This is a genomic window from Nocardia sp. NPDC056000, assembly GCF_042269265.1.
Lineage (GTDB): Bacteria > Actinomycetota > Actinomycetes > Mycobacteriales > Mycobacteriaceae > Nocardia.
The window spans coordinates 105,893-130,844 of sequence record NZ_JBHJXS010000002.1 but is presented as its reverse complement, the minus strand read 5'-3'; the positions used below and the strand labels follow the sequence as shown (position 1 = coordinate 130,844).

Below are 24,952 nucleotides of genomic sequence, written 5' to 3'. Positions count from 1 at the left end.
CAATGGACAAAACGCCTCGTGAGGCGAACGACGCGCGCGCGTGGCATATAGCGGCCACCTGTTCTCGACAGAAATAAGAACGTGTTCTAGTCTCAGAGACAAACGAGAACCGCCCGATTCACCAGGCAGGAGCAACTGGCGCGATGACGCAAGAAGTAGTTGAGCGGGTCGAAGCCCTGCTGCCCACTCTCCGCGAGCGGGCCCAGCAGGCCGAGGATCTCCGGCAGATCCCCGAGGAGTCCATCAAGGACCTGCAGACCGCCGGATTCTTCAAGCTGCTGCAGCCCAAGCAGTGGGGCGGATACGCCGCCGACCCCGTCGTCTTCTACGACACCGTCCGCAAGATCGCCAGCGCCTGCGGCTCCACCGGCTGGGTCGCGGGCATCATCGGCGTGCACAACTGGCACCTGGCGCTGTTCGATCAGCGTGCGCAGGAAGAGGTCTGGGGCGAGAACACCGACGTCCGCATCTCCTCCTCCTATGCGCCCATGGGTGCGGGCGTGGTGACCGAGGACGCCTCGGGCTACACCGTGAACGGTTCCTGGGCTTGGTCTTCCGGCTCCGGCCACGCGGACTGGGTGGTCGTCGGCGGCCCGGTGATCAAGAACGGCAAGCCGGTCGACTTCGGCAGCTTCCTGATCCCGCGCAGTGAATACGACATCAAGGATGTCTGGCACGTGGTCGGCCTGCGCGGCACCGGCTCCAACACCGTCGTGGTGGAGAATGTGTTCGTACCCAAGCACCGGTTCCTCAGCTTCCGCGCCATGGGCGAGCTGAAATCGCCTGGCCTGGAGCAGAATACCGATCCGGTGTACAAGATGCCGTGGGGCACCATCCACCCCACCACCATCTCCACCCCGATCGTCGGCATGGCCTACGGCGCGTACGAGGCGCACGTGGAACATCAGGGCAAGCGTGTGCGCGCGGCCTACGCCGGTGAGAACGCCAAGGACGATCCGTTCGGCAAGGTGCGCATCGCCGAGGCCGCCAGCGATATCGACGCCGCCTGGCGTCAGCTGTCCGGCAATGTCGCGGACGAATACGCGTATCTGCTTCGCGGCGAAGACGTTCCGTTCGACGTGCGGGCTCGCGCCCGTCGCGATCAGGTGCGCGCCACCGGCCGGGCCGTCGCCTCCATCGACAAGTTGTTCGAGGCCTCGGGCGCCACCGCGCTCGCCAATGGCACTCCGCTGCAGCGCTTCTGGCGCGATGCGCACGCCGGGCGGGTGCACGCGGCCAATGATGCCGAGCGCGCCTACGTCATGTACGGCACGCACGCGTTCGGGCTGCCGATCACCGACACGATGGTGTAGTCCATGACCACTGTTGAGGACATCACCTTCGAGTCCACTTCGAAGTACGCGCAGGTCCGCCCGGATCTGAAGCTGCACTATCACGAGGCGGGCGTCGGCAACGGCCCCACCATCGTGCTGCTGCACGGTGGCGGGCCCGGTGCGTCGTCGTGGTCGAACTTCGCCAAGAACATTCCGGTGCTGGCGCGGGACTTCCACGTGCTGGCCGTCGATCAGCCCGGCTTCGGGCTGTCCGATAAGCCGACCGAGCATCCGCAGTACTTCGTGCACTCGTCCTCGGCGCTGAAGGATCTGCTCGATACCCTCGGCATCACCGAACGCGTGCACCTGCTGGGCAATTCGCTCGGCGGCGGCGCGGCCACCCGATTCGCGCTCGACTATCCCGATCGCGCGGGCAAACTGGTGCTGATGGGTCCGGGTGGGTTGTCCACCAACCTGTTCGCGCCGGACCCCACCGAGGGCGTCAAGCTGCTGTCGAAGTTCAATTACGAGCCGACGCGCGAGAACCTCGAGGCGTTCCTGCGGATCATGGTCTTCGACCAGAAGCTGATCACGCCGGAGCTCATCGACGCGCGCTTCGAATCCGCCAGCAAGCCCGAATCATTGGAAGCCACCCGCGCGATGGGACGCTCCTTCGCCGGAGCCGACTTCGCCAAGGGCATGATCTGGCGCGACGCGTTCAAACTGCGGCAGCCGGTGCTGATGATCTGGGGCCGCGAGGATCGGGTGAACCCGATCGACGGCGCGCTCGTAGCTCTGAAGATGGTGCCGCGCGTGCAATTGCACGTATTCGGCGGCTGCGGGCATTGGGCGCAGCTGGAGAAGTTCGACGAATTCAACCGCCTGGCAACCGACTTCCTGCTCGGCGTCAAGGAGAAGTGAGCATGAGCATTCGAGCACTCGGATACATGCGCATCGGGGCCACCGATATGGCGGCCTGGCGTGAGTACGGGCTCAAGGTGCTCGGCATGATGGAGGGCACCGGACCCGATCCGGACGCCCTCTACCTGCGCATGGATGATTTCCCGGCGCGCCTGGTGATCGTGCCGAGCGACGTTGACCGGCTTCAGGTTTCCGGCTGGGAGGTGACCGACGGCCCCGCGCTGCAGGTGCTTCGGGAGAAGCTCTCCAAGGCCGGCGTGGCGTTCCGCGAGGGCACCAGGGAAGAGGTCGCCGACCGTCGCGTCGAGGCGCTGATCTCGTTCCAGGATCCGTCCGGCAATGTGCTGGAGGCGTTCCACGGCTCGCAATACCTGGCGCGGCGTTTCATCAGCCCGTACGGGCACAAGTTCGTCACCGCCGAACAGGGTCTCGGGCACGTCGTGCTCACCTGCGACGACGATGCCGCGGCACAGGCGTTCTACCAGGACATCCTGGGCTTCCGGCTGCGCGACTCGATGAAGCTGCATCCGCAGATGCTCGGCCGCCCCGCCGACGGCGATCCGGCCTGGCTGCGGTTCTACGGCTGCAATCCGCGCCATCACGCGCTGGCGTTCCTGCCCATGCCGAATCCGACCGGCATCGTGCACCTGATGGTCGAGGTGGAGAGTTCCGACGATGTCGGCATGTGCCTGGATCGCGCCATGCGCCGCAAGGTGAAGATGTCGGCCAGCCTCGGACGGCATATCAACGATAAAATGCTGTCGTTCTATATGAAGACGCCGGGCGGATTCGATATCGAATTCGGCTGCGAGGGTTTGGAAGTCGAGGACGAGTCCTGGATCGCGCGGGAATCCACCGCGGTGAGCCTGTGGGGTCACGACTTCACCGTCGGATTCAAGTAAGCGAAGAGGCGGCCATGACAACGACGGACGATCAGCCCGAGATCGACGCACGGCAATTCCGGAATGTGCTGGGGCAGTTCTGCACCGGCATCACCGTCATCACCACCTTCGACGGGGAGGGCGCGCCGATCGGGTTCGCCTGCCAGTCGTTCGCCGCACTGTCCCTCGACCCGCCCCTGATCGTGTTCTGCCCCACCAAGGCGTCCAAATCGTGGGCGGCCATCGAGGCCAACGGCAAGTTCTGCGTCAATATCCTCGCCGAGGAACAGCAATCGGTGTGCGCGCGCTTCGGCTCGCGCGAACCGGACAAGTTCGCCGGAGTTCCCTGGAACACTTCAGCTTTGGAGCTTCCGGTGCTGGACGACGCCCTGGCCACGATCCAGTGCACTGTGGATCAGGTCGTCGACGGCGGTGATCACTACATCGTGATCGGCCGCGTGCAGGCCCTGTCGGAATCCACCGATTCCGGCAGGCCCCTGCTGTTCTATCGCGGGCAGTACACGGCCATCGAGCCGGATAAGACGGTGCCCGCGCCGTGGCGTGCGGATCTGGAGCATTTCCTCACCACCACCACGCTCGATACCTGGTTGTGAGCTGATCGAACCGACTGCGCCAGCGCCCCTGTGGAATTCATCCACAGGGGCGCTGTGCATTGTGGACAACTTGTGCACACCTGTGGAATTCAGGCCGCGGTGCGTGCCTGACGGCGGTATTGCCCTGGGGCGACGCCGTATTCGCGCTTGAACGCCTTGCCGAAGGCGAATTCCGAGCTGTAGCCCGCGCGGGCGGCGACCCGATCCATCGGCAGATCATCCTCGCGGAGCAGGCGCGCGGCGGTGGTGAGCCGCCAGCGGGTCAGATACGCCAGCGGGGGTTCGCCGACCATGGTGTTGAATTTGCGGGCGAACGCGGCGCGGGACAGGCCCGACGCATCGGCCAGCGATTGCACGGTCCAGGCGGCGGCCGGATCGTCGTGCATGGCGGCCAGTGCCGGGGCGACGGCCGGATCACGCAGTGCCGCAGCCCATCCCACCGCTTCCGAGCGCGGCCGCTCCTCCACCCAGGCGCGCAGGATGTACAGCAGCAGCGAATCGATGAGTGCGGGCACGATGCCGTGCGAGCCGATGCGCGGGTTATCCAGCTCGGCGCGCAAAAGCGTGATGGCGGCGGCCAATTCGGGGTGACGGCCGTCCCGAGCGGGTAGATGGATGAACTCGGGCAGCTGCCGCAGCAGTGGATGCGGGCGCTGCCCGTCCAGGTGATAGTTGCCGCAGAGCAGGCTGGTGACCGGACCGTCCCCGCCGATCCGCACCGCGCCGATCGGCGGGCGACCGGAGTACTGGTCGGGACGCGATACCGCGGCCGGGGTATCCGGATGGTCGGCGAGCACATGCCCGGAACCGTCCCGCACGAACACCACATCGCCGGTGCCGAGCGCGATCGGTTCGGTGCTGTGCGCGGTGGGGTAGATCCAGCACGAACCGTGCAGCACCACATGGAATCCCGCGCCCGCGGTCTCCGGCAGGGCCAGCCCCCAGGGGGCGCGGCCCTCGGTGCGCACCGAATTCGGCGCACCGGTTCGCATGGAGGCCAGCGCCTCGCTCAGCACATCCATGCCGTTCTCCTTCGGTTCGGAGCCCGATTCCGCGTCGAGCTCCGGTTTCATTATTCGACGGACGGTGGTCCGGGACATCCTCAGTCGACCGTGAGCACGATCTTGCCCACCGTGCGACCTTCGGCGACGATCTCGTGCGCCTTGCCCGCATCCGCCAGCGGCAGGGTTTCGGCGATGGTGGGGCGCAGCTTGCCCGCGTCGACGAGTTCCGCGATCGCTTCCAGCGCAGCGTAATCCGGCTCCACCGAGACACCCGCGAAGCGCCGCCCGGACGCCTTGACCGTCTCCGCCAGTTCGGCGTTCGGATGTTCGAGAATGCTCACCAGCACCCCGCCCGGCTTCAACACCGTCAGCGATCGCGCGCCATCGGCGACCGAATCGAACACCACATCGACATCGTGCACCGCTTCGGTGAAATCGGTTGTGCGGTAATCGATTACCTCATCGGCACCGAGCCCGAGTACATAATCGTGCTTCTCGGCGCTGGCCAGCGCGATCACATACGCACCGTGCGCCTTGGCGATCTGCACCGCCAGATGCCCGACGCCACCGGCGGCCCGGTGGATCAGCACCCGATCCCCCGCCTTGACGCCCGCCCGATCCACCAACCCCTGCCACGCGGTCAGCGCGGCCAACGGCAGCGCGGCCGCCTCAACATGACTGAGCGACTTGGGCTTACGAGCCACCTGCCGCGAAGGCGTGGCCACGTATTCGGCGTATCCGGTCGCGGCACGCGGGAAGAACGGCATCCCGTACACCTCGTCACCGACCTCGTACCGGGCTCCCGGTCCGGCGGCCTCGACCACCCCCGAAATATCCCAGCCCACCCCGAAGGGCGGCTGCCCCAGCAGCGGGAACGCCCCCGACCGCACCGCCACATCCACCGGATTCACCGCACTGGCCCGCACCCGAACCAGCACCTCACCCGACAGCAATTCCGGCTTCGCGACCTCGACCACCTTGAGCACCTCGGGCCCACCGAAGCTTTCCTGAATAACCGCCCGCATCGTCTTCTCCTCTACCGCTGGTCTCCGGCCATTCCGGCGAACCGAACGAGGACTACGTTATGCGGACAGAACAAGACGATGAATAGCTGAAAATCTCGACTATTTATCCGCAAGTCTCACCCTAGTCCAGGGAGATCAGCCCCAGCTGTGCCGCCCGCACCCCCACCTGAAAGCGCGTACCGACCTCGAGCCGCACCATCAGATCCGCGACAACCCGCCGATAGGTCCGCAGCGAAACCCCCAATTCCCGCGCCGCCACCTCATCCTTGACCCCCTGCGCGAGCGCATCCAGCACCGCCAGCGACCTGTCGTCGAAGCTCGGCTGCCCGATCTTCCTACGCCCCTCCACCCGGGCCGCCGCCTCCCACGTCATGGTCGCGAACTGATGAATCGTCCCGATCAACACCGGATCCCGAACCAGCACCACATACGGATCCACCGCCCCCACCCCGCTCCACAGCACCGCCGCCCGCCGATCGATGATCAGCGCATTGCGAAACCCGGTGCTGGACACCCGAATAACCGGCCCCACCGCCGAATCCGCCAGCAACGGCAACCGATCCCGAGACTCCAAAAAGTCCGGCGAATACAACACCCGAACCCGCTTCCCAGCCCCCGTCAACTGCCGAACAGCACTGTGCCCCAACACATAATGCCGCTCCCCCCGCAACGACCCCGACACCGCCACCACGGCCTCACTCCGCACCCCGCGCAACAACCGCCGCACGTCCCCACCCAAATCCCCACTGGGCCGAATCCGGACAACCCCCGGCACATTCACACTCTGCTGCCGCATCCCCCCATCATCGGCCCCGAAACACCCGTTGGCCAGCATTGGCACTTTCCTGCCAATGGCCGCTACCAGCCGCGACGCTAATCCGCGAGAGCCGCGGCGAGGTCGGCGTTGGTGGGTTCGATGAGGACTGTGCCGTTGGGGAAGACCACTACTGGGATGTTTTTGCGGCCGTTGGCGAGGGCGATGGCTTTTTCGCGGGCGGTGTCGTCGTGTTCGACGTCTATCTCGGTGAAGGGGATGTGGTTTTCGCGGAGCCAGGTTTTCGCTCGGCGGCAGTCGCCGCACCAGTCGGCTCCGTAGAGGACGATGTCGGTCATGGGTTGACAGTAGAGGACAAGTCATAGGGTGGGATCACCGCAACCACAGAGTTCGGTTAGGGTGCGACCCTAGAATTCGGGGCATGTCCTATCAGGAGCGGATTACCTTCGATCCGGCCGTCTGCGGTGGCAGGGCGGTGATTCGAGGGATGCGCTATCCCGTGGAGCTGGTGCTCGAGCTGCTCGCGGCGGGGGTTTCGGTCGAGGAGATTCTCGGCGATCATCCCGATTTGGAAGCCGATGACGTGTTCGCGGCGCTCGGATACGCGACGCTGGCGGTCGCCGTTCCTTGACTGCGCGGTTGAGCGGTGCGTGACGACGAACTGGGCCGCAACCGAAAGTGGTTGCGGCCCAGTTCGTTATGCCAGCGGATCAGGCGGTGACCGCCGCCTGCTCGCGCTGGAGTTCCAGGGCGATATCGATGAGCTGATCTTCCTGGCCACCGACCAGCTTGCGCTTGCCCGCGCGCACCAGCATTTCGGCGGCGGAGACGCCGTAGCGCTCGGCCTGACGCTCCGCGTGCCGCAGGAACGAGGAGTAGACGCCCGCGTAACCCATCATCAGGGCCTGACGGTCCAGCAGGCATTCGCTCGGCATGGCCGGGCGCACAACGTCTTCCGCGGCATCGGTGATGGCGAAGAAGTCGACGCCGGTCTTGACGCCGAGCTTGTCGCAGACGCCGATGAACGCCTCGACGGGCAGGTTGCCCGCGCCCGCGCCGAAGCGGCGCGCCGAACCGTCGATCTGGGTCGCACCGGCGCGCACCGCGTACACCGAGTTGGCGACGGCCAGACCCAGGTTCTCGTGGCCGTGGAACCCGACCTGCGCGTCATCACCGAGTTCGGCGACCAGCGCGGAGACGCGATCCGAAACCTGTTCCAGCACAAGGGCACCGGCGGAGTCGACGACGTAGACGCACTGGCAGCCCGCATCGGCCATGATGCGCGCCTGCTTGGCGAGCAGCTCCGGGGTGGTGGAGTGCGCCATCATGAGGAAGCCGACGGTCTCGAGACCCAGATCCCGTGCGTAACCGAAGTGCTGGATGGACACATCCGCTTCGGTGCAGTGCGTGGCGATGCGGCAGATGGACGCACCATTGTCCTGCGAGATCTTGATGTCTTCCTTCACGCCCACGCCGGGCAGCATGAGGAAGGCGATCTTGGCCTGCTTGGCGGTCTCCGCGGCGGCCTTGATCAGTTCCTGCTCAGGGGTTTTGGAGAAACCGTAGTTGAACGAGGAACCGGCGAGGCCGTCGCCGTGGGTGACCTCGATGACCGGCACGCCGGAGGCATCGAGGGCGCCGACGATATCGCGGACCTCGGTGACGGTGAACTGGTGGCGCTTGTGATGCGAGCCGTCGCGGAGCGAGGTGTCCGTGACGCGCACATCGAGTTCGCCCGAGAAGGGCTTCAGCACATTGCTCATGGTTGAGTTCTCCCTTACACCCGAGCCGAGAGGATCTGATCGGCCAGCACGTCGCCGACCTTGGTGGCCGCAGCCGTCATGATGTCGAGGTTGCCCGCGTACGGCGGCAGGAAGTCGCCCGCGCCCTCGACCTCGACGAAGATCGAAACCTTCGCCAGGCCACCGGAGACCAGCGAGGGGTCGTCGAACTGCGGGTCGTTGAGCAGGCGATAACCGGGCACGTACTCCTGGATGGACTTCTCCATGCGGAAGACCGACTCGCTGATCGCATCGCGGTCCGCGTCCTCGGGAATCGCGCAGAAGATGGTGTCGCGCATGATCATCGGCGGCTCGGCCGGGTTCAGGATGATGATCGCCTTGCCACGCTCGGCGCCACCGATGCTCACCACGCCGTTGGAGGTGGTCTTGGTGAACTCGTCGATATTCGCGCGAGTGCCGGGACCGGCCGACACCGAGGAGACCGAGGCCACGATCTCGGCATAGGACACCGGAACGACCCGGGAGACCGCGTTGACCATCGGAATCGTCGCCTGGCCACCACAGGTGATCATGTTGACGTTCATGGCGTCGCGCAGCGAGTCCAGGTTCACCGGCGGAATGACGGCGGGGCCGACGGCCGCGGGGGTGAGGTCGACCGCGCGAATGCCCGCGGCCTCGTACTTCGGCGCGTACGCGCGGTGCACGTAGGCCGAGGTGGCCTCGAACAGCAAATCGGGCTTCTCATCGAGGGCGAGCAGCCAATCCGCGCCCTCGGGGGAGGTTTCGAGACCCAGGCCGCGAGCGCGCTTGAGGCCCTCGGACTCCGGGTCGATGCCGACCATCCAGCGCGGCTCGATCTTGTCCGAACGCAGTAGCTTGTACAGCAGATCGGTGCTGATGTTGCCGGACCCGACGATCGCGGCGGTGACTTTGCTTGCGGTCACGGCTTTCTCCTACTTCGGTGAGCTCAGCTGAAAGACAGGTGGACGGAGCCGAGTCCGGTGAACTCGGCGATGAACTCGTCACCCGGACGGGCGTCGATGGCGCGGGTGCAGGACCCCGGCAGGATGATGTCTCCGGCCTTGAGTCGCACGCCGAACTGGGCGACCTTGCGGGCCAGCCACGCCACCGCGATGGTGGGGTCGCCGAGCACGGCGTCGGAGCGGCCCTCGGCGATGACCTCGCCATTGCGGGTCAGCACGGCGTCGATTGCCTTGATATCCAACTGATCCGGGGCCACGCGCTGCTTGCCGAGGACGAATCCGGCCGAGGAGGCATTATCGGCGATGGTGTCGCACAGGCCGATCTTCCAGTCCTTGATGCGGGTATCGATCAACTCGATGGAGGGCGCGTAGGCGACGGTGGCCTTCAGCACGTCTTCCTCGGTGCAGTCCTCGCCGGGCAGATCCGCGCCCAGAATGAAGCCGACCTCGACCTCGACGCGCGGGTACAGGAATTTGGCGGTGTCGACCGGAACGTCTTCGAAGACCTCCATCTCCGCGAGGAGATGTCCATAGTCGGGTTCGTCCACGCCCATCATCTGCTGCATGGCCTTGGAGGACAGGCCCACCTTGTGGCCCACCACCTTGGCTCCGCCCGCGAACCGCCGACGCATATTGATCAGCTGGATCTCGTAGGCATCGACCACGTCGATGTCGGGATGCCGCGCGACCAGGGGGTCGAGCGCGATACGGTCCCGTTCCGCTACGGCGAGTTCGTCCGCAAGTTCCTCACGAAGCGCGTCGGTCAGCACGCTGTTTCCTTCCGTACAAGGGGCCGGCCGGTGGCCAAGCAGTTACGAGACTAGAAACTGAAACGAGTTTTTGTGAAGTAAATCGCCTCAGCAGTCCCACCTGCCAGACCAACATAGACCAAACCAGGATTGATTCTATAACGTGTTCTACATGACTGATCGGGATTACGACGTGGTGGTGGTCGGCAGCGGTGCCGCCGGTATGACCGCCGCCCTCACCGCCGCACACCGCGGTCTGCGCGTGGTGCTCATCGAGAAGGCCGCGCATTACGGCGGATCCACCGCCCGCTCGGGTGGTGGTGTCTGGATTCCGGGCAATAAGGCGCTCAAGGCTTCGGGACGTCCCGACGACCGCGAGGAAGCCCGCACCTACCTGCGCAGCATCATCGGCGATGTGGTGCCCGCCGACAAGATCGATACCTATATCGACCGCGGCGCGGAGGCTTTCGACTTCGTGCTGGACCACTCCGCGCTGAAGATGAAGTGGGTGCCGGGCTACTCCGACTACTACCCGGAGGCACCGGGCGGCAAGGCGGACGGCCGCTCCTGCGAACCCAAACCGCTGAACCTCAAGATCCTCGGCGCCGAACGCTTCAACCTGGAACCGCCCTACTCCAAGGCTCCGCTGAATGTCGTTATCCTGCAGGCGGATTACAAGAAGCTGAACCTGCTGCGCCGGCACCCCATCGGCTTCGCCACGGTGCTGCGCGTCGGAACCCGCTGGGCCTGGGGCAAAGTCACCGGTAAGGCGCTCGTGGGCATGGGACAGGCGATCATCGCCGGTATGCGCAAGGGCCTGCTGGACGCGAATGTGCCTGTGCTGCTGAACACTCCGCTCACCGGACTGGTCATCGAGAACGGCGTCGTCACCGGCGTCGAGGCCGAGCAGAACGGCGAGACCGTCCGCTTCAACGCCAAATACGGCGTGATCCTGGGCGCGGGCGGCTTCGAGCACAACGCCGATATGCGGCACAAGTACCAGCGTGAACCCATCACCACCGAATGGACCACCGGTGCGGCCGCCAATACCGGCGACGCCATCCGCGCGGGCCTGGATGCCGGTGCGGCCGTTGACTTCATGGAAGACGCCTGGTGGGGTCCCACCACACTCAAGGGCCAGGGCAAGCCGTGGTTCGCGCTCGCCGAGCGCAATCTGCCGGGATGCATCATCGTCAACGACGAAGGCAAGCGATTCGGTAATGAGTCCGCTCCTTACGTCGAGGCTGTGCACACCATGTACGGCGGCGAATACGGGCAGGGTGATGGTCCGGGCGAGAACGTGCCCTCGTGGCTGGTGTTCGACCAGCGCTACCGGAGTCGCTACATCTTCGCTGGTCTGCAGCCCGGTCAGCGTTTTCCGTCCCGCTGGATGGAAAACGACAACATCGTCGTGGCGCCGACCTTGGCCGAACTCGCCGAGAAGCTGGGCGTGCCCGCCGATAGCCTGACCGCGACCGTCGAGCGTTTCAACGGCTTCGTGGACAGTGGCGTGGACGAGGACTTCGGCCGCGGCAAGAGCGCCTACGACCGCTACTACGGCGATCCGACCATCAAGCCGAACCCGTGCCTGAACAAGCTCGAGGTGGGCCCGTTCTACGGTGTCCGCATGTACCCGGGCGATCTCGGCACCAAGGGCGGTCTGGTCACCGATAACGACGGCCGCGTGCTCCGCGAGGACGGCACCGTCATCGACGGCCTCTACGCCGCGGGCAACACCTCCTCCCCCGTCATGGGCCACACCTACGCGGGTCCCGGCGCGACCATCGGACCCGCGATCACCTTCGGCTACCTCGCCGCGCTCGATATCGCCGCCAAGGCGAAGAACGGCGCGGCCGTGACGGCCGACCAGAACTCCTGAACTGTCCCAACCCAGTTCAGGACGGGTTGGGCGCGAGTCGGGTCACGTCGTGCTCGCGCCCAGCCCACCCCCCTGCCCGCCGCATCGCCGGAACCCCCTGCCCGGTGGCGCGGCGGGCATCACAAACTGAAACGTCACCGGGGTCGGCTGTCCCGGCGAGCGGGCGCGCCGCTTGCCGCGCGCGGCCTGTGCACCGGAGTATCGGACCCGATGGGTCTATGCCCACCGATCTCACGAGGAGTAGTAATGCCCATCGATCCGAATATCGCGCTCGGCGCGGTGCTGCCGTCCGTCGACTTCAGTTGGACGCCGTCGGATGTGCAGCTGTACAACCTGGCGCTGGGCGCGGGTGCGCGCTGGACCGAACCGGCCGAACTTCGGTACCTGGATGACCGCAATCCGCAGGTTCTGCCCTCTTTCGCAACTGTCGCACCGTTTTTCCACGAAACGGAGCCACCCAAGGTGCAGTTCCCGGGTGTCGACATCGACCTCGCGAAGGTGGTGCACGGCAGCCAGGAGATCGTGGTGCACCGGCCGATTCCGGCTTCGGGCAAGGCGGTTTTCGAGCGCCGGATCAGTGAGATCTGGGATAAGGGCTCGGCCGCGGTGATCTGGCAGGAACACACCGCCACCAGCTCGGACGGTGAATTGCTGTGGACCGCGCGCTCTTCCATCTTCGCCAAGGGCGAGGGCGGTTTCGGCGGCGATCGCGGACCGTCGGCCAAGGCCGAACTCCCGGACCGCGCACCGGATTTCGATGTGCTGACCCCGACCCTGCCGCAGCAGGCGCTGCTGTACCGCATGTGCGGTGACCGCAATCCGCTGCACTCGGATCCGGAATTCGCCCGTAATGCCGGATTCCCCAACCCGATTCTGCACGGCCTGTGCACGTACGGCCTGGTCCTCAAGGCCGCCACCGATACCGCGCTGGGCTCGGATGCCGCCCGCGTCACCGGATTCCGCGCCCGGTTCGCCGGAGTCCTCTACCCGGGCGAGACCCTGCGCACCCGCATCTGGGAGACCGAGGGCGAACTGCTCATCGCCGCGACCGTGGTGGAGCGCGATGACGCGCCCGTACTGGCCGATGTGGTGCTGACCCACACCGCGTAAACCCCCCGAAACAGCCGGGCCGCTACCGATTTTCGGTCGCGGCCCTTGCTGATTCGGGCCACCGGAAGAATTCCGGGAGATCGGAATATTTCAATCGCCATAGTGCATTCGACGGTCCGGGAGTGCGGCCTTCGCCCGATTCGCACCCGCGCGAGCCGTAGCGTTCAGCTGGACCGTGACGCAGCGTTCAGCTGGCGCGCGACACCCGTCCGCGGTTCTCGCGCGCGAACTGCCCGGGCGACTGCCCCTTCCAGGCGCGGAAGGCCGAGGTGAACGCGGACACGCTGGCATAGCCGAGCCGAATCGCGGCCTGCTCCACCGTCATTCCGGTGATGAGCAGTTCCTCGGCGAGCAATCCGATGGTCTCGGTGGTCAGTTCACGGAAGGTGGTGCCCTCATCGGCGAGCCGGCGGCGCAGGGTGCGCACGCTCAGATCGAGTTCCGCCGCGATCCGGGACTGATCGGCGATACCGCCCCGGCTGATGAGCAATTGCCGCACCCGCCCGCTGATGCCGACCCGGCTGCGGCGGCGCTGCATGAGATCGGCGCACTGCTGTTCGTAGAACCGCGCCGTGGCCGAATTCGCCTGCGGCAGTTGCAGACTCTGAATATCGGCGGGACCGGTCACCACCGAGCGGGCGGCATTGAAGGTCACCTCCTCGACCCCCAGCATGGCCCCGAACATCTCGTAGACCGGATGCGGCGGAAAGGCCACCGCGACCCGCGTGATGGGCGGCCGCATGGGCAGCACATCCTGCTGAATCGTCCAGATGGCCGCCACATCGCGTTCCACCGCGAAGCGCCGCACCTCGCGCGGAACACCGCTGTCGTCCCGGACAATTGAGACATCCTGCCCGTCGATGACCAGGTGATGCCGGGCGACGGTGAAGGACAGATCCGCGTAGCGCAACGCCAGACCGACCGCGTCGCGCACGGTCGGACAGCTCATCAGCGCGAAGCCCAGCACGCCCAAGCTGGGCGGATGGCACAGCAATCCGGCCATCAGACCCATGCCGGGTTCGTCGCCGACCTCGGCCACCACATTGCGCATCAGCGCCAATTCCTGCCCGAGGGTGATCTCGGCGGTGGAGTCGAGCAGATCGCCTTCGCGAATTCCGGTGCCGCGCAACAGCGCAGGCGTGGGTATCCCCCGTCCCGACGCGAATTCGACCAGCAGTGCCGCACTGGTTATGGAACGCAACTGCGCCTGGCCGTCGGTCACAGGAAAATCTTCGCAAACTCTCGGCGTACTTCGGGCCGGAACCGGTCGGTAAGTTGCTGTTATAGGCCGAAATTCGGCTGTTTCTGACCTATGAAGTACTGGAACAAGTAACGCTCGCGGCCTTATGGTGAATATCTAGCGAACTACCCCCGATTCAACCGATAGACATGGAGAAGGTGAACCAATGGCCGGCTGGCAGGTGTTCACAGCCACCCTGGCAATGCTCACGATCATGGCCGTCACGTTCGTGAGCCTGCATCAACCGCATCGTGATCCGGACAGACTGTCGGTGGACCGGATCCGCGAGCGAATCAGCAATGAGCACACCGCATCCGCCGATCCCATCCTGTCCACTTCCGTCTGGTCGCACGGCGCACCCGATCACGAACTCGATGTGACCGAGGCGCACCGCACCATGCAGCAGCACCGCCGCTGCGTGGTCGGCGAATGCGATCGCAAGGGTGCGGCCTTCCGCGCCCTCGTCGACGCCGGGCGCATCAAGCCGACGCGGATGCCGCCGGCCCTGCAGTAACCCGGGTCGGCCCCGGGGTCACTCCGAAAGTCTTCACCCGCCGGAACGTTCGTCCACCAGTCCTCGAATGATCAAGGCGTACAGCAGGATCACCGCGATCGGCGCCACGATCGGAATCCAGGACAAGCCCGCAGGCAATAACGTCGCCGTTCCGGCGGCCACCGTGAAGATCAGGGCGCCCGCCACCGAGGGGATGGTGGTGGGCACCACCCCGATCGGAGCCGACACCGTCGCGGTATTGAGCAGGTAGGTGGTGGCCACCAGGCCGATCGCCCCGGCGACCAGCGCGCCGGTCTCGACGAAGGCCAGTACGGCCAGTGCGGCCAGCACCGCGCCGACCGCGCTCACCCGCCACCGCCAGCCCGCGATCGCGAGCACGACCGTCGGAATGGCCGCCCACGGCAACACCAGGGCGACACCGAGCGCGAGCAGCAGACCGGAGAGCACCGCGAGGAATCTGGTCATCGGCGCACCCGCACGGTCCGGCGCTGCTGGGGCAGCAGGCGCATGATCTGATCCAGGCGCGCGTCCTCGGGCCACGGCACGATATCCACGCCGACCGTGCTCATATCGCGGTACATGGAGGTGCGCTCCAGCTGCCACATGCGCGCCAGGGTGGAATCCAGGCCGTCGGAGAACGGCGGGCCGCGCAGCACGTCCACCACCACCACGACGTGCCCGCGCTTGCGCAGATCGATGAGCGCCAGCGCGAATTGGGTGTCCAGCAGCGTGGAGAAGGCGACCACCACCGCGCCGATCGGCACACCCGCGTGCGGGGCCAGCGAGCCCTGGGTGGCGATATGTTCATCGCCCACGTCCAGCACGGTGTCGACGATGCGATAGAACTGGCGGCGGCCGATATCCGGGCGCAGCCAGCGCGGCGAACGGCCCAGGCAGACAACGGCTGTCCGGTCACCGGCCTGCAGCGCCGACTGCGCCACCTGCGCCGCGCCGCGCACCGAGAGCTCCAGTGAGTCCGAGGCCGGACCCGGGGCCTGTAGCGAGGTGTCCACCAGCACAACCACATCCGCCGCGCGATTGGTGAAGCGCTCGGTCACGAACAGGCGTCCGCGCCGGGCGCTCACCGCCCAGTTCACCGTGCGCAGCTGATCGCCCGGCGCGTACGCGCGCACATCGGCGAACTCCACGCCCGGACCGTGCCTGCGGGTGAGATGCGTGCCGATCCGCTCGGGAAGTTCGGTGCGCGGCAGGCGCATTCGCTGCGGATCGGTGATCGGGTACACGTATACGTCGCCCGCGGGCAGCTGCACGGAGGCCACCGCCAGCCCCGCCGGACTCAACGCCGTCACCCGCACCGGAATCGGGTACCGCCCCCAGCGCGGCGCGGATAGCGCGATGCGCATCCCGGCGGGTGCCGCCCCGGAATCGAACGCCTCCTCCACCTGGGTGTCCATCCCGGCCACCCGTTGAGAATGCATGCGCAGCAACGCATGTCCGCTCTCCACGAAGGCGGCCGCGGTCAGCACCACTTCCTCGGTCTCGAAGCAGCGCAGCACCCCGACCCCGTCCACCTGAATCCTGGTGCGCGACAACTGCAACGGCGCGGTCGCCAGCACCCCGAGCATGGGCGCGGCGAACACCACCAACTGCCACTGCCCCAATACGATCGCCGCCACCAGCGCGGGCACCGACACCACCGCCAGCATGAACACCAACGGCGCGGGCCGCCACCGCAATTCGGTCGAGGAGGCCGCACTCTCATCCCGATGCTTCACAAGCGCCCCGCAGACCGCTCAGGTCGCCGCGCCGTTTCGATGCCCTCGCGACGCAGCCTCATTCCGGCACGCTCGGCAGATCTCGTGGGGGCGGGTCCCACCCGGGCGGCAGTGGGACGCGCTGTGTGCGGCGGGTTGGGTAATGCGGGGTGGGAGTTCATGTTCGGCCTACGCGATCGCTCATGCCTGGTTGGCGCGGGGTACCGGGAGGCGGCGCAAGAGTTCGGCGATGACGTCCTCGCCGCGGATGCGGCGGACCCACATTTCGGGGCGCAGCGTGATGCGGTGCGCCATGGCAGGGATGGCCAGGGCCTTGACGTCCTCGGGTACCACGTAGTCGCGGCCGTTGAGAAGGGCTCGGGCGCGGGCCATTTGGACCAGGTCGAGTTCGGCTCGGGGGCTGGCGCCGACCTCGACCTGGGGGTGGCTGCGGGTGGCGGCGGCCAGGGAGACGACGTAGCCGACCACATCGGGGTGCACGGTCACGAACTCCACCGATTGGCGCATTTCCATCAGGCCCTCGGCGTCGACCACCTGGCCGATCTGAGCGGGCTGCGAGCCACGCTCCAGCCTGCGGCGGATCATCTGCATCTCATCGGTCTCGGACAGATAGCCGAGCCGCAATTGCAGTGCGAAGCGGTCCAATTGGGCTTCGGGCAGCGGATAGGTGCCCTCGTACTCGATCGGATTGTCGGTCGCCATGACCACGAAAGGCTGTGGCAGCGGGAAGGTTTCCCCGTCGATCGACACCTGGCCCTCGGCCATCGCCTCCAACAGCGCGGCCTGGGTCTTGGGCGGGGTGCGGTTGATCTCGTCGGCCAGCAGCATATTGGTGAAGACCGGGCCGCGCCGGAAGGTGAACCGGCCCGAATGCATGTCGTAGATGGTGGAGCCGATGAGGTCCGCGGGCAACAGGTCCGGGGTGAACTGCACGCGGGTGAAGTTCAACCCCAGCGCCGTCGCGAACGAGCGGGCGATGAGCGTTTTGCCCAGACCGGGCAGATCCTCGATGAGGATGTGCCCGCCGGACAGCACGGCGATCATGATCAGCTGCAGTTCATCCCGCTTGCCCACCACCACCCGGGACATCTCCCGCAGCACGGCATCGGTGCGCTTGACGGTCACGTCCATCGGTGAGGTCATATCAGTACTCGCATATCGAAAAACCCGTTCACATGTTCTGGAGGCGGCGCAGGATCTCGTCCAGCGCCGGTCGGCCGGGTGCCGGATTCGTCTGGTCACGCAGCGCCGAATTGGCGGGATCCACCCAGCGCCACAGTTCGGGTCCGAACTGCAGCTGCCCGGCGGTCTCGGTGGCGCGCCGGTTCTTGGCCATCCGATGGCCGCTGGTCAGTTCGAACTCCTTCGCGAGCAGCGGCCGCAGATGCCGGTCCCAGTCCGCGCGGCTGCCCTCGGACCGATCCGCCAGCATCTGTGCCCGAGCCTGCCAGCGATTGAGCATTTCCGCTGGGCCATTGTCGATCTCGTGATCTTCCGGACTGGCGGGCTGATACCGGCGGGCCCGGTCCAGCAGCGACCAGACCAGCAATCCCAGCACCCCGGCGACCGGAATGGCCGCCACCGGGAGCAGGGTGGTGCGGTCATTGTGCAGTGCGAACATCTCGAACAGACCCGCCAGCAGCAGGCCGCCGACCACTATCGCTATCCGGCTCATGCGGTTTCCGCCTGTCCCTGTAGATCGGCCAAGACGATGCGCAGCAGCTGTTCGGCTCGCATGCGCTGCCACTCCAGCATGGAGTGCGGGCTGAACCGGGCTTCCTCGAAGAGCGCCACCAACTCTCGCGCCGAGGCATCGTGCAGGAAGCCGCGATCGAAGGCGCGCGCCAGCACCTCCGAGGGAGTGTCCGAGGCCAGCGGAGCCACCTCCCGCGCCTGCGCCAGACCGCGTTCCATCGCGACATAGCAGGCGATGATGGCGGTGCGCGGATCCTGACCCGGCGCGATCATGGCCGCCAGGCCCATTTCCGCGACCTTGGCCAGTGACACCGCCTCGGTGGGCGAACTGGGCACGATACCGGCGATTTTCGGTTCCGGGCGGCGCGTGGAGCCGACCGCGACCACCACCAGTCCGGTCATGGCCACCAGTACCAGCGCGATCGCACCGACGGCCACCAGGACCAGCACGGTGCCGCTGAGCGGTGGATCGGGCAGCGATTCCGGCGGCGGGGCCAGGGTGTCCACCGGCTGCGTGCCGCCGGTGGTCGGCGACGGCGTCGAAAACGTCTGATCCGCGGGTTCTTTGCGGCCGGGACCGACCAGGTAGATCGACAGCACCGCGGTCGCGACCAGTGCGATGGCGGCCAGCGCGATCAGCACCAGCAGTCCGAGCCGGGGCAGTCCGGTGCGCTCGCGCTCGCGATCGGGATCGGGTTCGGGCATCGAAAGTGGCAGCCGGTGTTGGCTATTGATCACGCCCGCGGCCAGGATCACCACCGAGACCAGCAGCAATACCGGCATGAGCGCCAGCGTCACCGCCGACGGCGCACCCGGCGCGGAGGGTCCGCCGGTGCCGGGGATGTAGCCGCGCAGCGCGAAAACGGCGAGCATCAGCAGGGCGATCAAGCCGATCACCCGCGATGCCAGCGTCCCCACCCCAGTCACGTGTACCCCTAACCAGAGTCCTGCAAATCAGGCACATAGTTACATGCCGGTAGGTCCGGTTGGGGGGAATTGCGAAACACCGATTACATGCGAATCCTGAATATATTCGCGCTCGAGGTTCGGTGACCGCATCGCACGTCCCGTGGTAGTGGGCCGGACAATTCGCATGTTCCGCTCATAACAAACCGCACTGAATAGATCCGATCGGAAGGACCGGACCGCATCCGAGCAGCGGCGGCTCGGCCACCCCGGGCGGCCGAGCCGAGACGTCCGCATCGGGTCACGCGGAGCGGCGCACCCGGGCCCGCAATCGGGTCAGCGCCGAATCCGCCAGTGTGGCAGGTGCTTCCACACCCCGGCGGGAGCCACGCAGCGAGCCGGGACGCAACGACTCCGGCGCCGGAGCGTTCAGTGACTCGCGGGATTCCGCGCGCGCCACCGGATTCCGGGACTCGACCAGACGACCCAGTGCCCGGAAATCCCATCCGGCCGCCAGCCACGGCTCCGGATCGAGGGCGTTGCGGGCATCGATGAGGGTGCGACCGCGCGCCACCGTGCGCAGGAAGACCGGATCAAGGTCCCTGAACTCACTCCACTCGGTGAGGTGCAGCACCACATCGGCCTCGTGCAGCGCGGCCGCCGCGGTGGCCGCGTAGATCAGCTGCGGGGCGACCGCGCGCGCCGGAACCGTGGCCGCCGGATCGAACGCGGTGACCTGCACGCCCGCGGCCTGCAGGCGCACCGCCACATCGAGCGCGGGCGAATCGCGCACATCGTCCGACAGCGGTTTGAAGGCGATGCCGAGAATGCCGACCCGATGGGAACCGCTGGCGTGCAGCAGATCCAGGGTCTCGCGCACCACCCGTTCGCGGCGGCGCAGATTGATGGTGTCGATATCGCGCAGGAAGTCCACGGTCTCGGCCGCGCCCAGTTCACCGGCGCGGGCGATGAGCGCGCGCACATCCTTGGGCAGACAGCCGCCGCCGTAACCCAGTCCGGCGCCGAGGAATTTGCGGCCGATCCGATCGTCGTGCCCGAGCGCGTCCGCCAGCAGCGTCACATCCGCACCGGTGAGCTCGCACAGTTCGGCCATCGCGTTGATGAACGAGATCTTGGTCGCCAGAAAGGCATTCGCGGAGACCTTGATCAATTCCGCGGTCGGCAGATTGGTGATAACCACCGGCGAGCCGCCCGCGATCGGGGTCGAATACACCTGGCGCAGAGCCCATTCCGCGTCCGGGGTGGTCACGCCGAACACCAGGCGATTGGGGCTGAGCGTGTCGTGCACCGCGTGACCCTCGCGCAGGAATTCCGGATTCCAGGCCAGATCCACCGAGATCCCGGCCGGGGTCAGCTCGGCGATGCGAGCGGTGAGCGCCTCGGCGGTGCCGACCGGCACCGTCGACTTGCCCACGATCAGGCAATTGCGGGTCAGATGCGGCACCAGGCCCTCGATGGCCCCGTACAGCTGGGACAGATCCGCCGCGCCGTTGGTGCCGGGCGGCGTTCCGACACAGAGGAAATGGACATCGGCGAACCGGGCGGCCGCCACCAGCGAGGTGCCGAACCGCAGCCTGCCGGATTCCACATGTCCGGCCAGCAGTTCCGGCAGTCCGGGCTCGTGGAAGGGCACCCGCCCCGCCGAGAGCGCGGCCGCCTTGGCCGGATTATTGTCCACCCCGAGCACTTCGAAGCCGAGTTCGGCCATGCCCGCGGCGTGCGTGGCACCGAGATAACCGGTGCCGATGACGGAGATGCGCAGCATCAGGATGCCTCCTTGGAGAGCGGGCTGCGGAGGTCGCCATCGCCTGGCAGTCGGCGGCGTTCCGCGATCACTTCGCGGTAGTGGCGAATCAGCAGATCGTTCACGGCCGCCCAGGAGCGGTCGCGCACGCTGCGCTGAGCGTTCTGCGCGGTCTGCGCGCGCAACTCGGCATCGTCGACGAGACGGCGAACCAGGGCTGTCAAAGCCTCGGCATCGCCCGGGGGATAAAGGAATCCGGCGCCGGGCGCGACCACGTCGATGGGGCCGCCGGAGCGCGGCGCGACCACCGGCACGGCGGAGGCGAGAGCCTCCTGCGCTGCCTGGCAATAGGTTTCGTGACGTCCGGTGTGCACGAACACATCCAGCGAGGCGTAGGCCGCGCCGAGTTCCTCGCCGTGCAGCACACCCAGGAAAGCCGCGCCCGGCAACAACTTTCGCAGGCGCTTCTCCTCCGGGCCGCCACCGACGATGACCAGGCGCACATTCGGCAGCGGCAGCAGGTGCGCGAGCAGCTCGAGCTCCTTCTCCGGAGCCAGGCGGCCGATATAGCCGATCAGCAGTTCACCGTTGGGGGCCAGCCGCTTTCGCAGTTCCGCCGAGCGCCGGAACGGGCCGAACTGCTCCAGGTCGACCCCGCGCGGCCAGCGCGCCAGGCCCGGCACACCCATCAGCTCGAGTTGCCGCAGGCTTGCGGTGGAAGGCGCGAGCGTGCGATCGACCTGCAGGTGGATGCGCCGGGTCAGCGCCGTCATGGTGCGCACACCACCGGGCAGGTCATAGCGTTCGGCGAAACCCACAAGATCGGTCTGATAGATGGCGACCGTCGGCACGCCGAGCTCACCGGCCACCCGGGCCGCCTGATATCCCAGCGTCGCGGGTGAGGCGATATGCACGACATCGGGCTCGAATTCCCGCATGACCTTGCGCAATCGGCGACGCGTCTCCAGCCCGATCCGGAAGTCGCGATAGAACGGCAGGCGCGCCCCGCGCACCACGTGCACCCGGAATCCGGCGTACTTGGCCGGACCCGTCGGGGCCATCAGAACTGCTTCGTGCCCCTTGGCGGCGAGGTGATCGAGCACCCGCCGCACCGAGTTGGTGACGCCGTTGACCTGGGGAAGGAAGGATTCGGCGACCACCAGCACGCGCAATCGGCCGCCGGGGATGCTCGGGTGGCGAGGCGCTGTGCCCTTGGCCTGCTCGCGGATTCGCATCGGTCCCCTCCGGTTCGGTGCTGCCTCCTGAATGCACGGTAAGAAGTCACTTGCAACGCACGCACCCTTCCGCGTAGACGGCACATGAACCGTTCCCGTCGATCAAGTCGACGTGTTCACCCGAGCGTCGCCACCGCGTCGCGCGCCGGTACCGAGAGCTCGCCGAGGCGGCTCAGCGTCCGGTACAGATCGGGGACCCGGGCCACGTCAGCGCCCATATCCGCGAGCGGAACCCGCGCGTACACGGACAGTTCCAGATCGGCGTCGTAGAGCACGTCGACCAGATTCACCAGCCGCATCACCCAGTCCGGCGGCACCGAATCCAGCGGCGGCACCTCGCACAGGGTCCACGTCCGGAACCGCCGCGTCAGCTCCAGGAAATCGGCCGCCGACACCGGGATTCCGCACAGCTCGGCGAAATCGACCGTCAGCGCCCCGTTTTCGGCGGCGCGCGCGTGCATCAGGCGATGGGCGATGGGAACCTCCGCGCGCCCGGTGGCCGGGCACTCCCCCACGAGGTACCGCCCGGCCGCGAATCCGGTGTGCCTGCCGCCGAGCCGCCGGTAATCCTGGGGACCGTTCACCGAGAGCACATCGAGGTGTTCCAGGATGCGGTCGATGGTGGGCACGAACATGGGATGCCACAGCGGGTTCGGCATCAGCTCCCGCGGCGGGTAATTCGACGTGACCACGAGCGTGATGTGCCGAGCGAACAGGATATCGAGCAGCCGTGCCACCAGCCGGGCATCACCCGCGTCGTGCACGTGGAATTCGTCGAAGCAGATCAGCCGGGCGTCACCGAGCAGGGCCGCGGCGGCGGCATCGATACCGCCGTGCTCGTGGATGCCCGCGTTGAGCTGCGCGAAGAAGCTGTGGAAGTGGAAGCGCCGCTTGCGTTCCGAGGGCACCGCGGCGAAGAACCGATCCATCAGCATGGTCTTGCCGCGTCCCGGGCCGCCGTACAGGTACAGCCCGCGCGGCCGATGCCACCGCTTCCCCACCCGCGCGGCGATCTCGTCGAGTCGATCCGCGGCCAGCCGCTGATCGTGGTCGAGAACGATATCGCTGGTCTGCACGGCAACCTCCTGCGCCCGAATCACCTTCCTCTATATCTATAGAGGGATTCGCCGCCGAGTGGAGCCGAAGGTGACCACTCGCACAGGACGATTCAGTTCTGCTGCGTAATACGCACATCCGGCCACGGCGGGCGCTTCACCATCGCGGCGGTCGCGAACGCCGCCGCCACGAACCCGGTCAGCACCCCGATCAACGCGATCCGCCCGTCATCCTCGACCGGCTCCCACTTGACCTCACCCCCGTGCACCACGAACACCCCCAGCGGACGCGGCCGCGGCCGGAAAAACCCCGAGGTCCCGGTCACGGTGATGATCGTCGACCCATCCGCCGTCTGCAGCGGAGCCCCGTAAACCAGCGAATGATCCACCGCCGGAAGCTCTTTCATCCGATCCTGCAACATGACCGATCCCCTTCCCGAACATACGTCCCCCCAACGTACGCCCGGGCCGGGGCTCGGCGACCCGGTTGCGGATCAATCCTCGATCCAGGATCCGTGGATGCCGCCGGGCACCCGGCGCGGCAGTTCGACGGCCGCGATGGGCGGTGCGGTGATGTCGTGCGCGTCGAGGATGAGCAGTTCGGAGGAGGCCGAGGCGGCATCGCCGACAATGGTCAGCAGGTAGCCGTCATCCTCGGACGTGGCCCCGGCGGCGGGGACGAACACCGCCTCGCCCGGAATCCGGCCCGCACCGGTGGCGGCCAGCGTGCTCGTACCGGAATCGTTGTCGTACTTGAGGATTCCCACGCCCTCCAACCCCGCACCGGGGAAGGCGACCGCGTAGCTGTAGCGATTGCGCCGCCCGATGTAGTCCTCGTTGATGGTGGGGAAATCGGTGATCAGGCTGTCCATCATGGTCTCCCGCGCCCGCCCCACCTGCGGGTCGAGAACGTAACGATGTTGCAGCGCACCACCATTGGGGCTGGGCGGATATCCGGGAGCGCCGATCCACCACTTCCAGCCGGTCTCCCAGGCCGACCGGTCGAAGCGCGGCCCCTCGATCACGACGCGGCCGGATTCGTCCTCGTAGGCGTTCGAGACGTGCAGCAGCGCACCGGGTTCCACGTCGAACCAGGTCACCGCGCCGCCGGAGCGGGGCAGGATGCCGATGCGCGGCCGGTAGTCATCGCTCCACCGGTACGGGATGCCGGACTGCTCGGCGTGATCGAAGATCACCGACATATCCAGCCAGACAACGTAATTCTCGGTGATGCCGAAATCGTGCATGAGCGACGGCCCCGCACCCTCGACGATCTGCTGCCGAAGGATCACACCGTCCGGACCGGCGACGTAGTAGACGAGATGCGGCGGAATCGGCGAGTAGCCGAAGAAGTGCAGTTCACCGGTGACCGGATCCTGTTTGGGATGCGCGGTCATGGCGGTGGTGAGCTTGCCGCCGAAATCGTAGGGGCCCACCGTATCCAGCTCGGGGGTCATCTCGAAGGGGAGGTTCGCCTCCTGGAGTGCGAGGATGCGACCGGCGTGCTCGATGATGTGCGTCCCGGCGATGCTCGCGGTCAGATCCATCGAACCGTCTTCCCGCAGCAGCGGCGCACCGTCCAGCGCGGGCGTGCGCACCCAGCGATTGCGGTACCACTCGGCGCGGCCGTCCCGCAGTCGCAGGCCGTGGATCATGCCCGCGCCCTTGAACCAATGCGTCGGCACGTCACCGGGTTTCGGATTGTGGCCATTGCGGAAGTAGCGGCCGCTCAGCTCGGGCGGGATGCTGCCGCGCACGGTGAGATCGTGGGCGGTCAGCTCATCCGGGACGGGCTCGTAGTGTGCGGTCAGGTACGGCTTGGCGAGCATGACGGTTCTTCCTCTGCTGT

General features: G+C 66.8%; 26 protein-coding genes. 8 read left to right on the top strand and 18 right to left on the bottom strand.

Translation table 11 applies throughout. From position 1 onward, the window contains the following. The first annotated feature begins 143 nt into the window (after positions 1-143). From hsaA to hsaB, 4 genes are read left to right on the top strand one after another with little or no spacing between them, the layout of a single operon-like run. Positions 144-1,313: a 3-hydroxy-9,10-secoandrosta-1,3,5(10)-triene-9,17-dione monooxygenase oxygenase subunit gene (hsaA, locus tag ACFC4D_RS05675; protein WP_364637770.1), complete on the top strand. Its 1,170-nt coding sequence runs from the start codon at positions 144-146 to the stop codon at positions 1,311-1,313. A 3-nt stretch (positions 1,314-1,316) separates the two neighbouring features. Further along, the gene (gene hsaD / locus ACFC4D_RS05670) at positions 1,317-2,195 is read left to right on the top strand and encodes a 4,5:9,10-diseco-3-hydroxy-5,9,17-trioxoandrosta-1(10),2-diene-4-oate hydrolase (protein WP_364637768.1); all 879 of its coding nucleotides are present in this window, start codon (positions 1,317-1,319) and stop codon (positions 2,193-2,195) included. A 2-nt stretch (positions 2,196-2,197) separates the two neighbouring features. After that, complete coding sequence (gene hsaC, locus ACFC4D_RS05665) at positions 2,198-3,097, top strand: iron-dependent extradiol dioxygenase HsaC (protein ID WP_364637766.1); 900 nt, start codon at positions 2,198-2,200, stop codon at positions 3,095-3,097. 14 nt (positions 3,098-3,111) lie between these two features. Beyond that, positions 3,112-3,690, top strand: a complete 579-nt coding sequence (hsaB, locus tag ACFC4D_RS05660) for a 3-hydroxy-9,10-secoandrosta-1,3,5(10)-triene-9,17-dione monooxygenase reductase subunit (RefSeq protein WP_364637764.1) — start codon at positions 3,112-3,114, stop codon at positions 3,688-3,690. 89 nt (positions 3,691-3,779) lie between these two features. Here the strand turns inward: hsaB and ACFC4D_RS05655 are convergent, their stop codons facing one another. From ACFC4D_RS05655 to ACFC4D_RS05640, 4 genes are all read right to left on the bottom strand, one after another. Further along, complete coding sequence (locus tag ACFC4D_RS05655) at positions 3,780-4,712, bottom strand: AraC family transcriptional regulator (protein WP_375962461.1); 933 nt, start codon at positions 4,710-4,712, stop codon at positions 3,780-3,782. Between the two features lie 80 nt (positions 4,713-4,792). After that, entirely contained in the window at positions 4,793-5,719 is a 927-nt protein-coding gene (locus ACFC4D_RS05650; protein WP_376061950.1) for an NADP-dependent oxidoreductase, read from the bottom strand. Between the two features lie 121 nt (positions 5,720-5,840). Next, a complete protein-coding gene (locus ACFC4D_RS05645) occupies positions 5,841-6,233 on the bottom strand; it encodes a hypothetical protein (RefSeq protein WP_376061949.1) in 393 nt (130 codons plus the stop codon). A 359-nt stretch (positions 6,234-6,592) separates the two neighbouring features. Further along, a complete protein-coding gene (locus tag ACFC4D_RS05640; RefSeq protein WP_376061948.1) occupies positions 6,593-6,832 on the bottom strand; it encodes a glutaredoxin family protein in 240 nt (79 codons plus the stop codon). Positions 6,833-6,915: 83 nt separating this feature from the next. Between ACFC4D_RS05640 and ACFC4D_RS05635 the strand changes: the two genes are divergently transcribed. Then, complete coding sequence (locus ACFC4D_RS05635) at positions 6,916-7,125, top strand: DUF433 domain-containing protein (protein ID WP_364637754.1); 210 nt, start codon at positions 6,916-6,918, stop codon at positions 7,123-7,125. A 79-nt stretch (positions 7,126-7,204) separates the two neighbouring features. Here the strand turns inward: ACFC4D_RS05635 and dmpG are convergent, their stop codons facing one another. Genes dmpG through ACFC4D_RS05620 form a run of 3 tightly spaced genes read right to left on the bottom strand, consistent with a single transcriptional unit; the run spans position 7,205 to position 9,989 of the window. Further along, the gene (gene dmpG, locus ACFC4D_RS05630) at positions 7,205-8,257 is read right to left on the bottom strand and encodes a 4-hydroxy-2-oxovalerate aldolase (RefSeq protein ID WP_364637752.1); all 1,053 of its coding nucleotides are present in this window, start codon (positions 8,255-8,257) and stop codon (positions 7,205-7,207) included. Between the two features lie 14 nt (positions 8,258-8,271). Continuing rightward, positions 8,272-9,180: an acetaldehyde dehydrogenase (acetylating) gene (locus ACFC4D_RS05625; RefSeq protein WP_376061947.1), complete on the bottom strand. Its 909-nt coding sequence runs from the start codon at positions 9,178-9,180 to the stop codon at positions 8,272-8,274. A 23-nt stretch (positions 9,181-9,203) separates the two neighbouring features. Beyond that, positions 9,204-9,989, bottom strand: coding sequence for a 2-keto-4-pentenoate hydratase (locus tag ACFC4D_RS05620; RefSeq protein ID WP_375962449.1), 786 nt, complete (start codon positions 9,987-9,989; stop codon positions 9,204-9,206). 151 nt (positions 9,990-10,140) lie between these two features. Between ACFC4D_RS05620 and kstD the strand changes: the two genes are divergently transcribed. Next, entirely contained in the window at positions 10,141-11,847 is a 1,707-nt protein-coding gene (gene kstD, locus ACFC4D_RS05615) for a 3-oxosteroid 1-dehydrogenase (protein ID WP_375962447.1), read from the top strand. A gap of 246 nt (positions 11,848-12,093) precedes the next feature. Continuing rightward, positions 12,094-12,957 (top strand): MaoC/PaaZ C-terminal domain-containing protein, encoded by an 864-nt coding sequence (locus ACFC4D_RS05610; protein ID WP_375962444.1) that lies wholly within the window; start codon positions 12,094-12,096, stop codon positions 12,955-12,957. A 187-nt stretch (positions 12,958-13,144) separates the two neighbouring features. On the opposite strand, the gene ACFC4D_RS05605 is transcribed toward ACFC4D_RS05610, so the two are convergent. Continuing rightward, the gene (locus tag ACFC4D_RS05605; protein WP_375962442.1) at positions 13,145-14,179 is read right to left on the bottom strand and encodes an AraC family transcriptional regulator; all 1,035 of its coding nucleotides are present in this window, start codon (positions 14,177-14,179) and stop codon (positions 13,145-13,147) included. Between the two features lie 184 nt (positions 14,180-14,363). Here ACFC4D_RS05605 and ACFC4D_RS05600 point away from each other — a divergent pair, with 184 nt between their 5' ends. Further along, a complete protein-coding gene (locus tag ACFC4D_RS05600) occupies positions 14,364-14,711 on the top strand; it encodes a hypothetical protein (RefSeq protein WP_364637740.1) in 348 nt (115 codons plus the stop codon). Positions 14,712-14,744: 33 nt separating this feature from the next. On the opposite strand, the gene ACFC4D_RS05595 is transcribed toward ACFC4D_RS05600, so the two are convergent. The 10 genes from ACFC4D_RS05595 to ACFC4D_RS05550 all read right to left on the bottom strand — a co-directional run bounded on the left by ACFC4D_RS05595 (position 14,745) and on the right by ACFC4D_RS05550 (position 24,932). After that, positions 14,745-15,176, bottom strand: a complete 432-nt coding sequence (locus ACFC4D_RS05595) for a hypothetical protein (RefSeq protein WP_364637738.1) — start codon at positions 15,174-15,176, stop codon at positions 14,745-14,747. Continuing rightward, entirely contained in the window at positions 15,173-16,447 is a 1,275-nt protein-coding gene (locus ACFC4D_RS05590) for a DUF58 domain-containing protein (RefSeq protein ID WP_375962437.1), read from the bottom strand. Before ACFC4D_RS05590 ends, ACFC4D_RS05595 begins: the two co-directional genes overlap by 4 nt. Before the next feature lie 180 nt (positions 16,448-16,627). Beyond that, positions 16,628-17,590: a MoxR family ATPase gene (locus ACFC4D_RS05585; protein ID WP_364637734.1), complete on the bottom strand. Its 963-nt coding sequence runs from the start codon at positions 17,588-17,590 to the stop codon at positions 16,628-16,630. 28 nt (positions 17,591-17,618) lie between these two features. Further along, on the bottom strand, positions 17,619-18,122 hold the full coding sequence (locus ACFC4D_RS05580) for a hypothetical protein (protein WP_375962434.1): 504 nt from the start codon (positions 18,120-18,122) through the stop codon (positions 17,619-17,621). Beyond that, positions 18,119-19,069, bottom strand: a complete 951-nt coding sequence (locus ACFC4D_RS05575) for a DUF4129 domain-containing protein (RefSeq protein ID WP_364637730.1) — start codon at positions 19,067-19,069, stop codon at positions 18,119-18,121. The genes ACFC4D_RS05580 and ACFC4D_RS05575 overlap by 4 nt, the downstream gene beginning before the upstream one ends. Before the next feature lie 280 nt (positions 19,070-19,349). Further along, positions 19,350-20,831: a UDP-glucose dehydrogenase family protein gene (locus ACFC4D_RS05570; RefSeq protein WP_376062245.1), complete on the bottom strand. Its 1,482-nt coding sequence runs from the start codon at positions 20,829-20,831 to the stop codon at positions 19,350-19,352. Between the two features lie 2 nt (positions 20,832-20,833). Further along, a complete protein-coding gene (locus tag ACFC4D_RS05565; protein WP_375963865.1) occupies positions 20,834-21,985 on the bottom strand; it encodes a glycosyltransferase family 4 protein in 1,152 nt (383 codons plus the stop codon). A 179-nt stretch (positions 21,986-22,164) separates the two neighbouring features. Further along, a complete protein-coding gene (gene zapE, locus ACFC4D_RS05560; protein WP_376061946.1) occupies positions 22,165-23,124 on the bottom strand; it encodes a cell division protein ZapE in 960 nt (319 codons plus the stop codon). 92 nt (positions 23,125-23,216) lie between these two features. Then, positions 23,217-23,525, bottom strand: coding sequence for a hypothetical protein (locus tag ACFC4D_RS05555; protein WP_375962428.1), 309 nt, complete (start codon positions 23,523-23,525; stop codon positions 23,217-23,219). Between the two features lie 72 nt (positions 23,526-23,597). Further along, positions 23,598-24,932, bottom strand: coding sequence for a carotenoid oxygenase family protein (locus ACFC4D_RS05550; protein WP_376061945.1), 1,335 nt, complete (start codon positions 24,930-24,932; stop codon positions 23,598-23,600). Positions 24,933-24,952 lie beyond the last annotated feature (20 nt).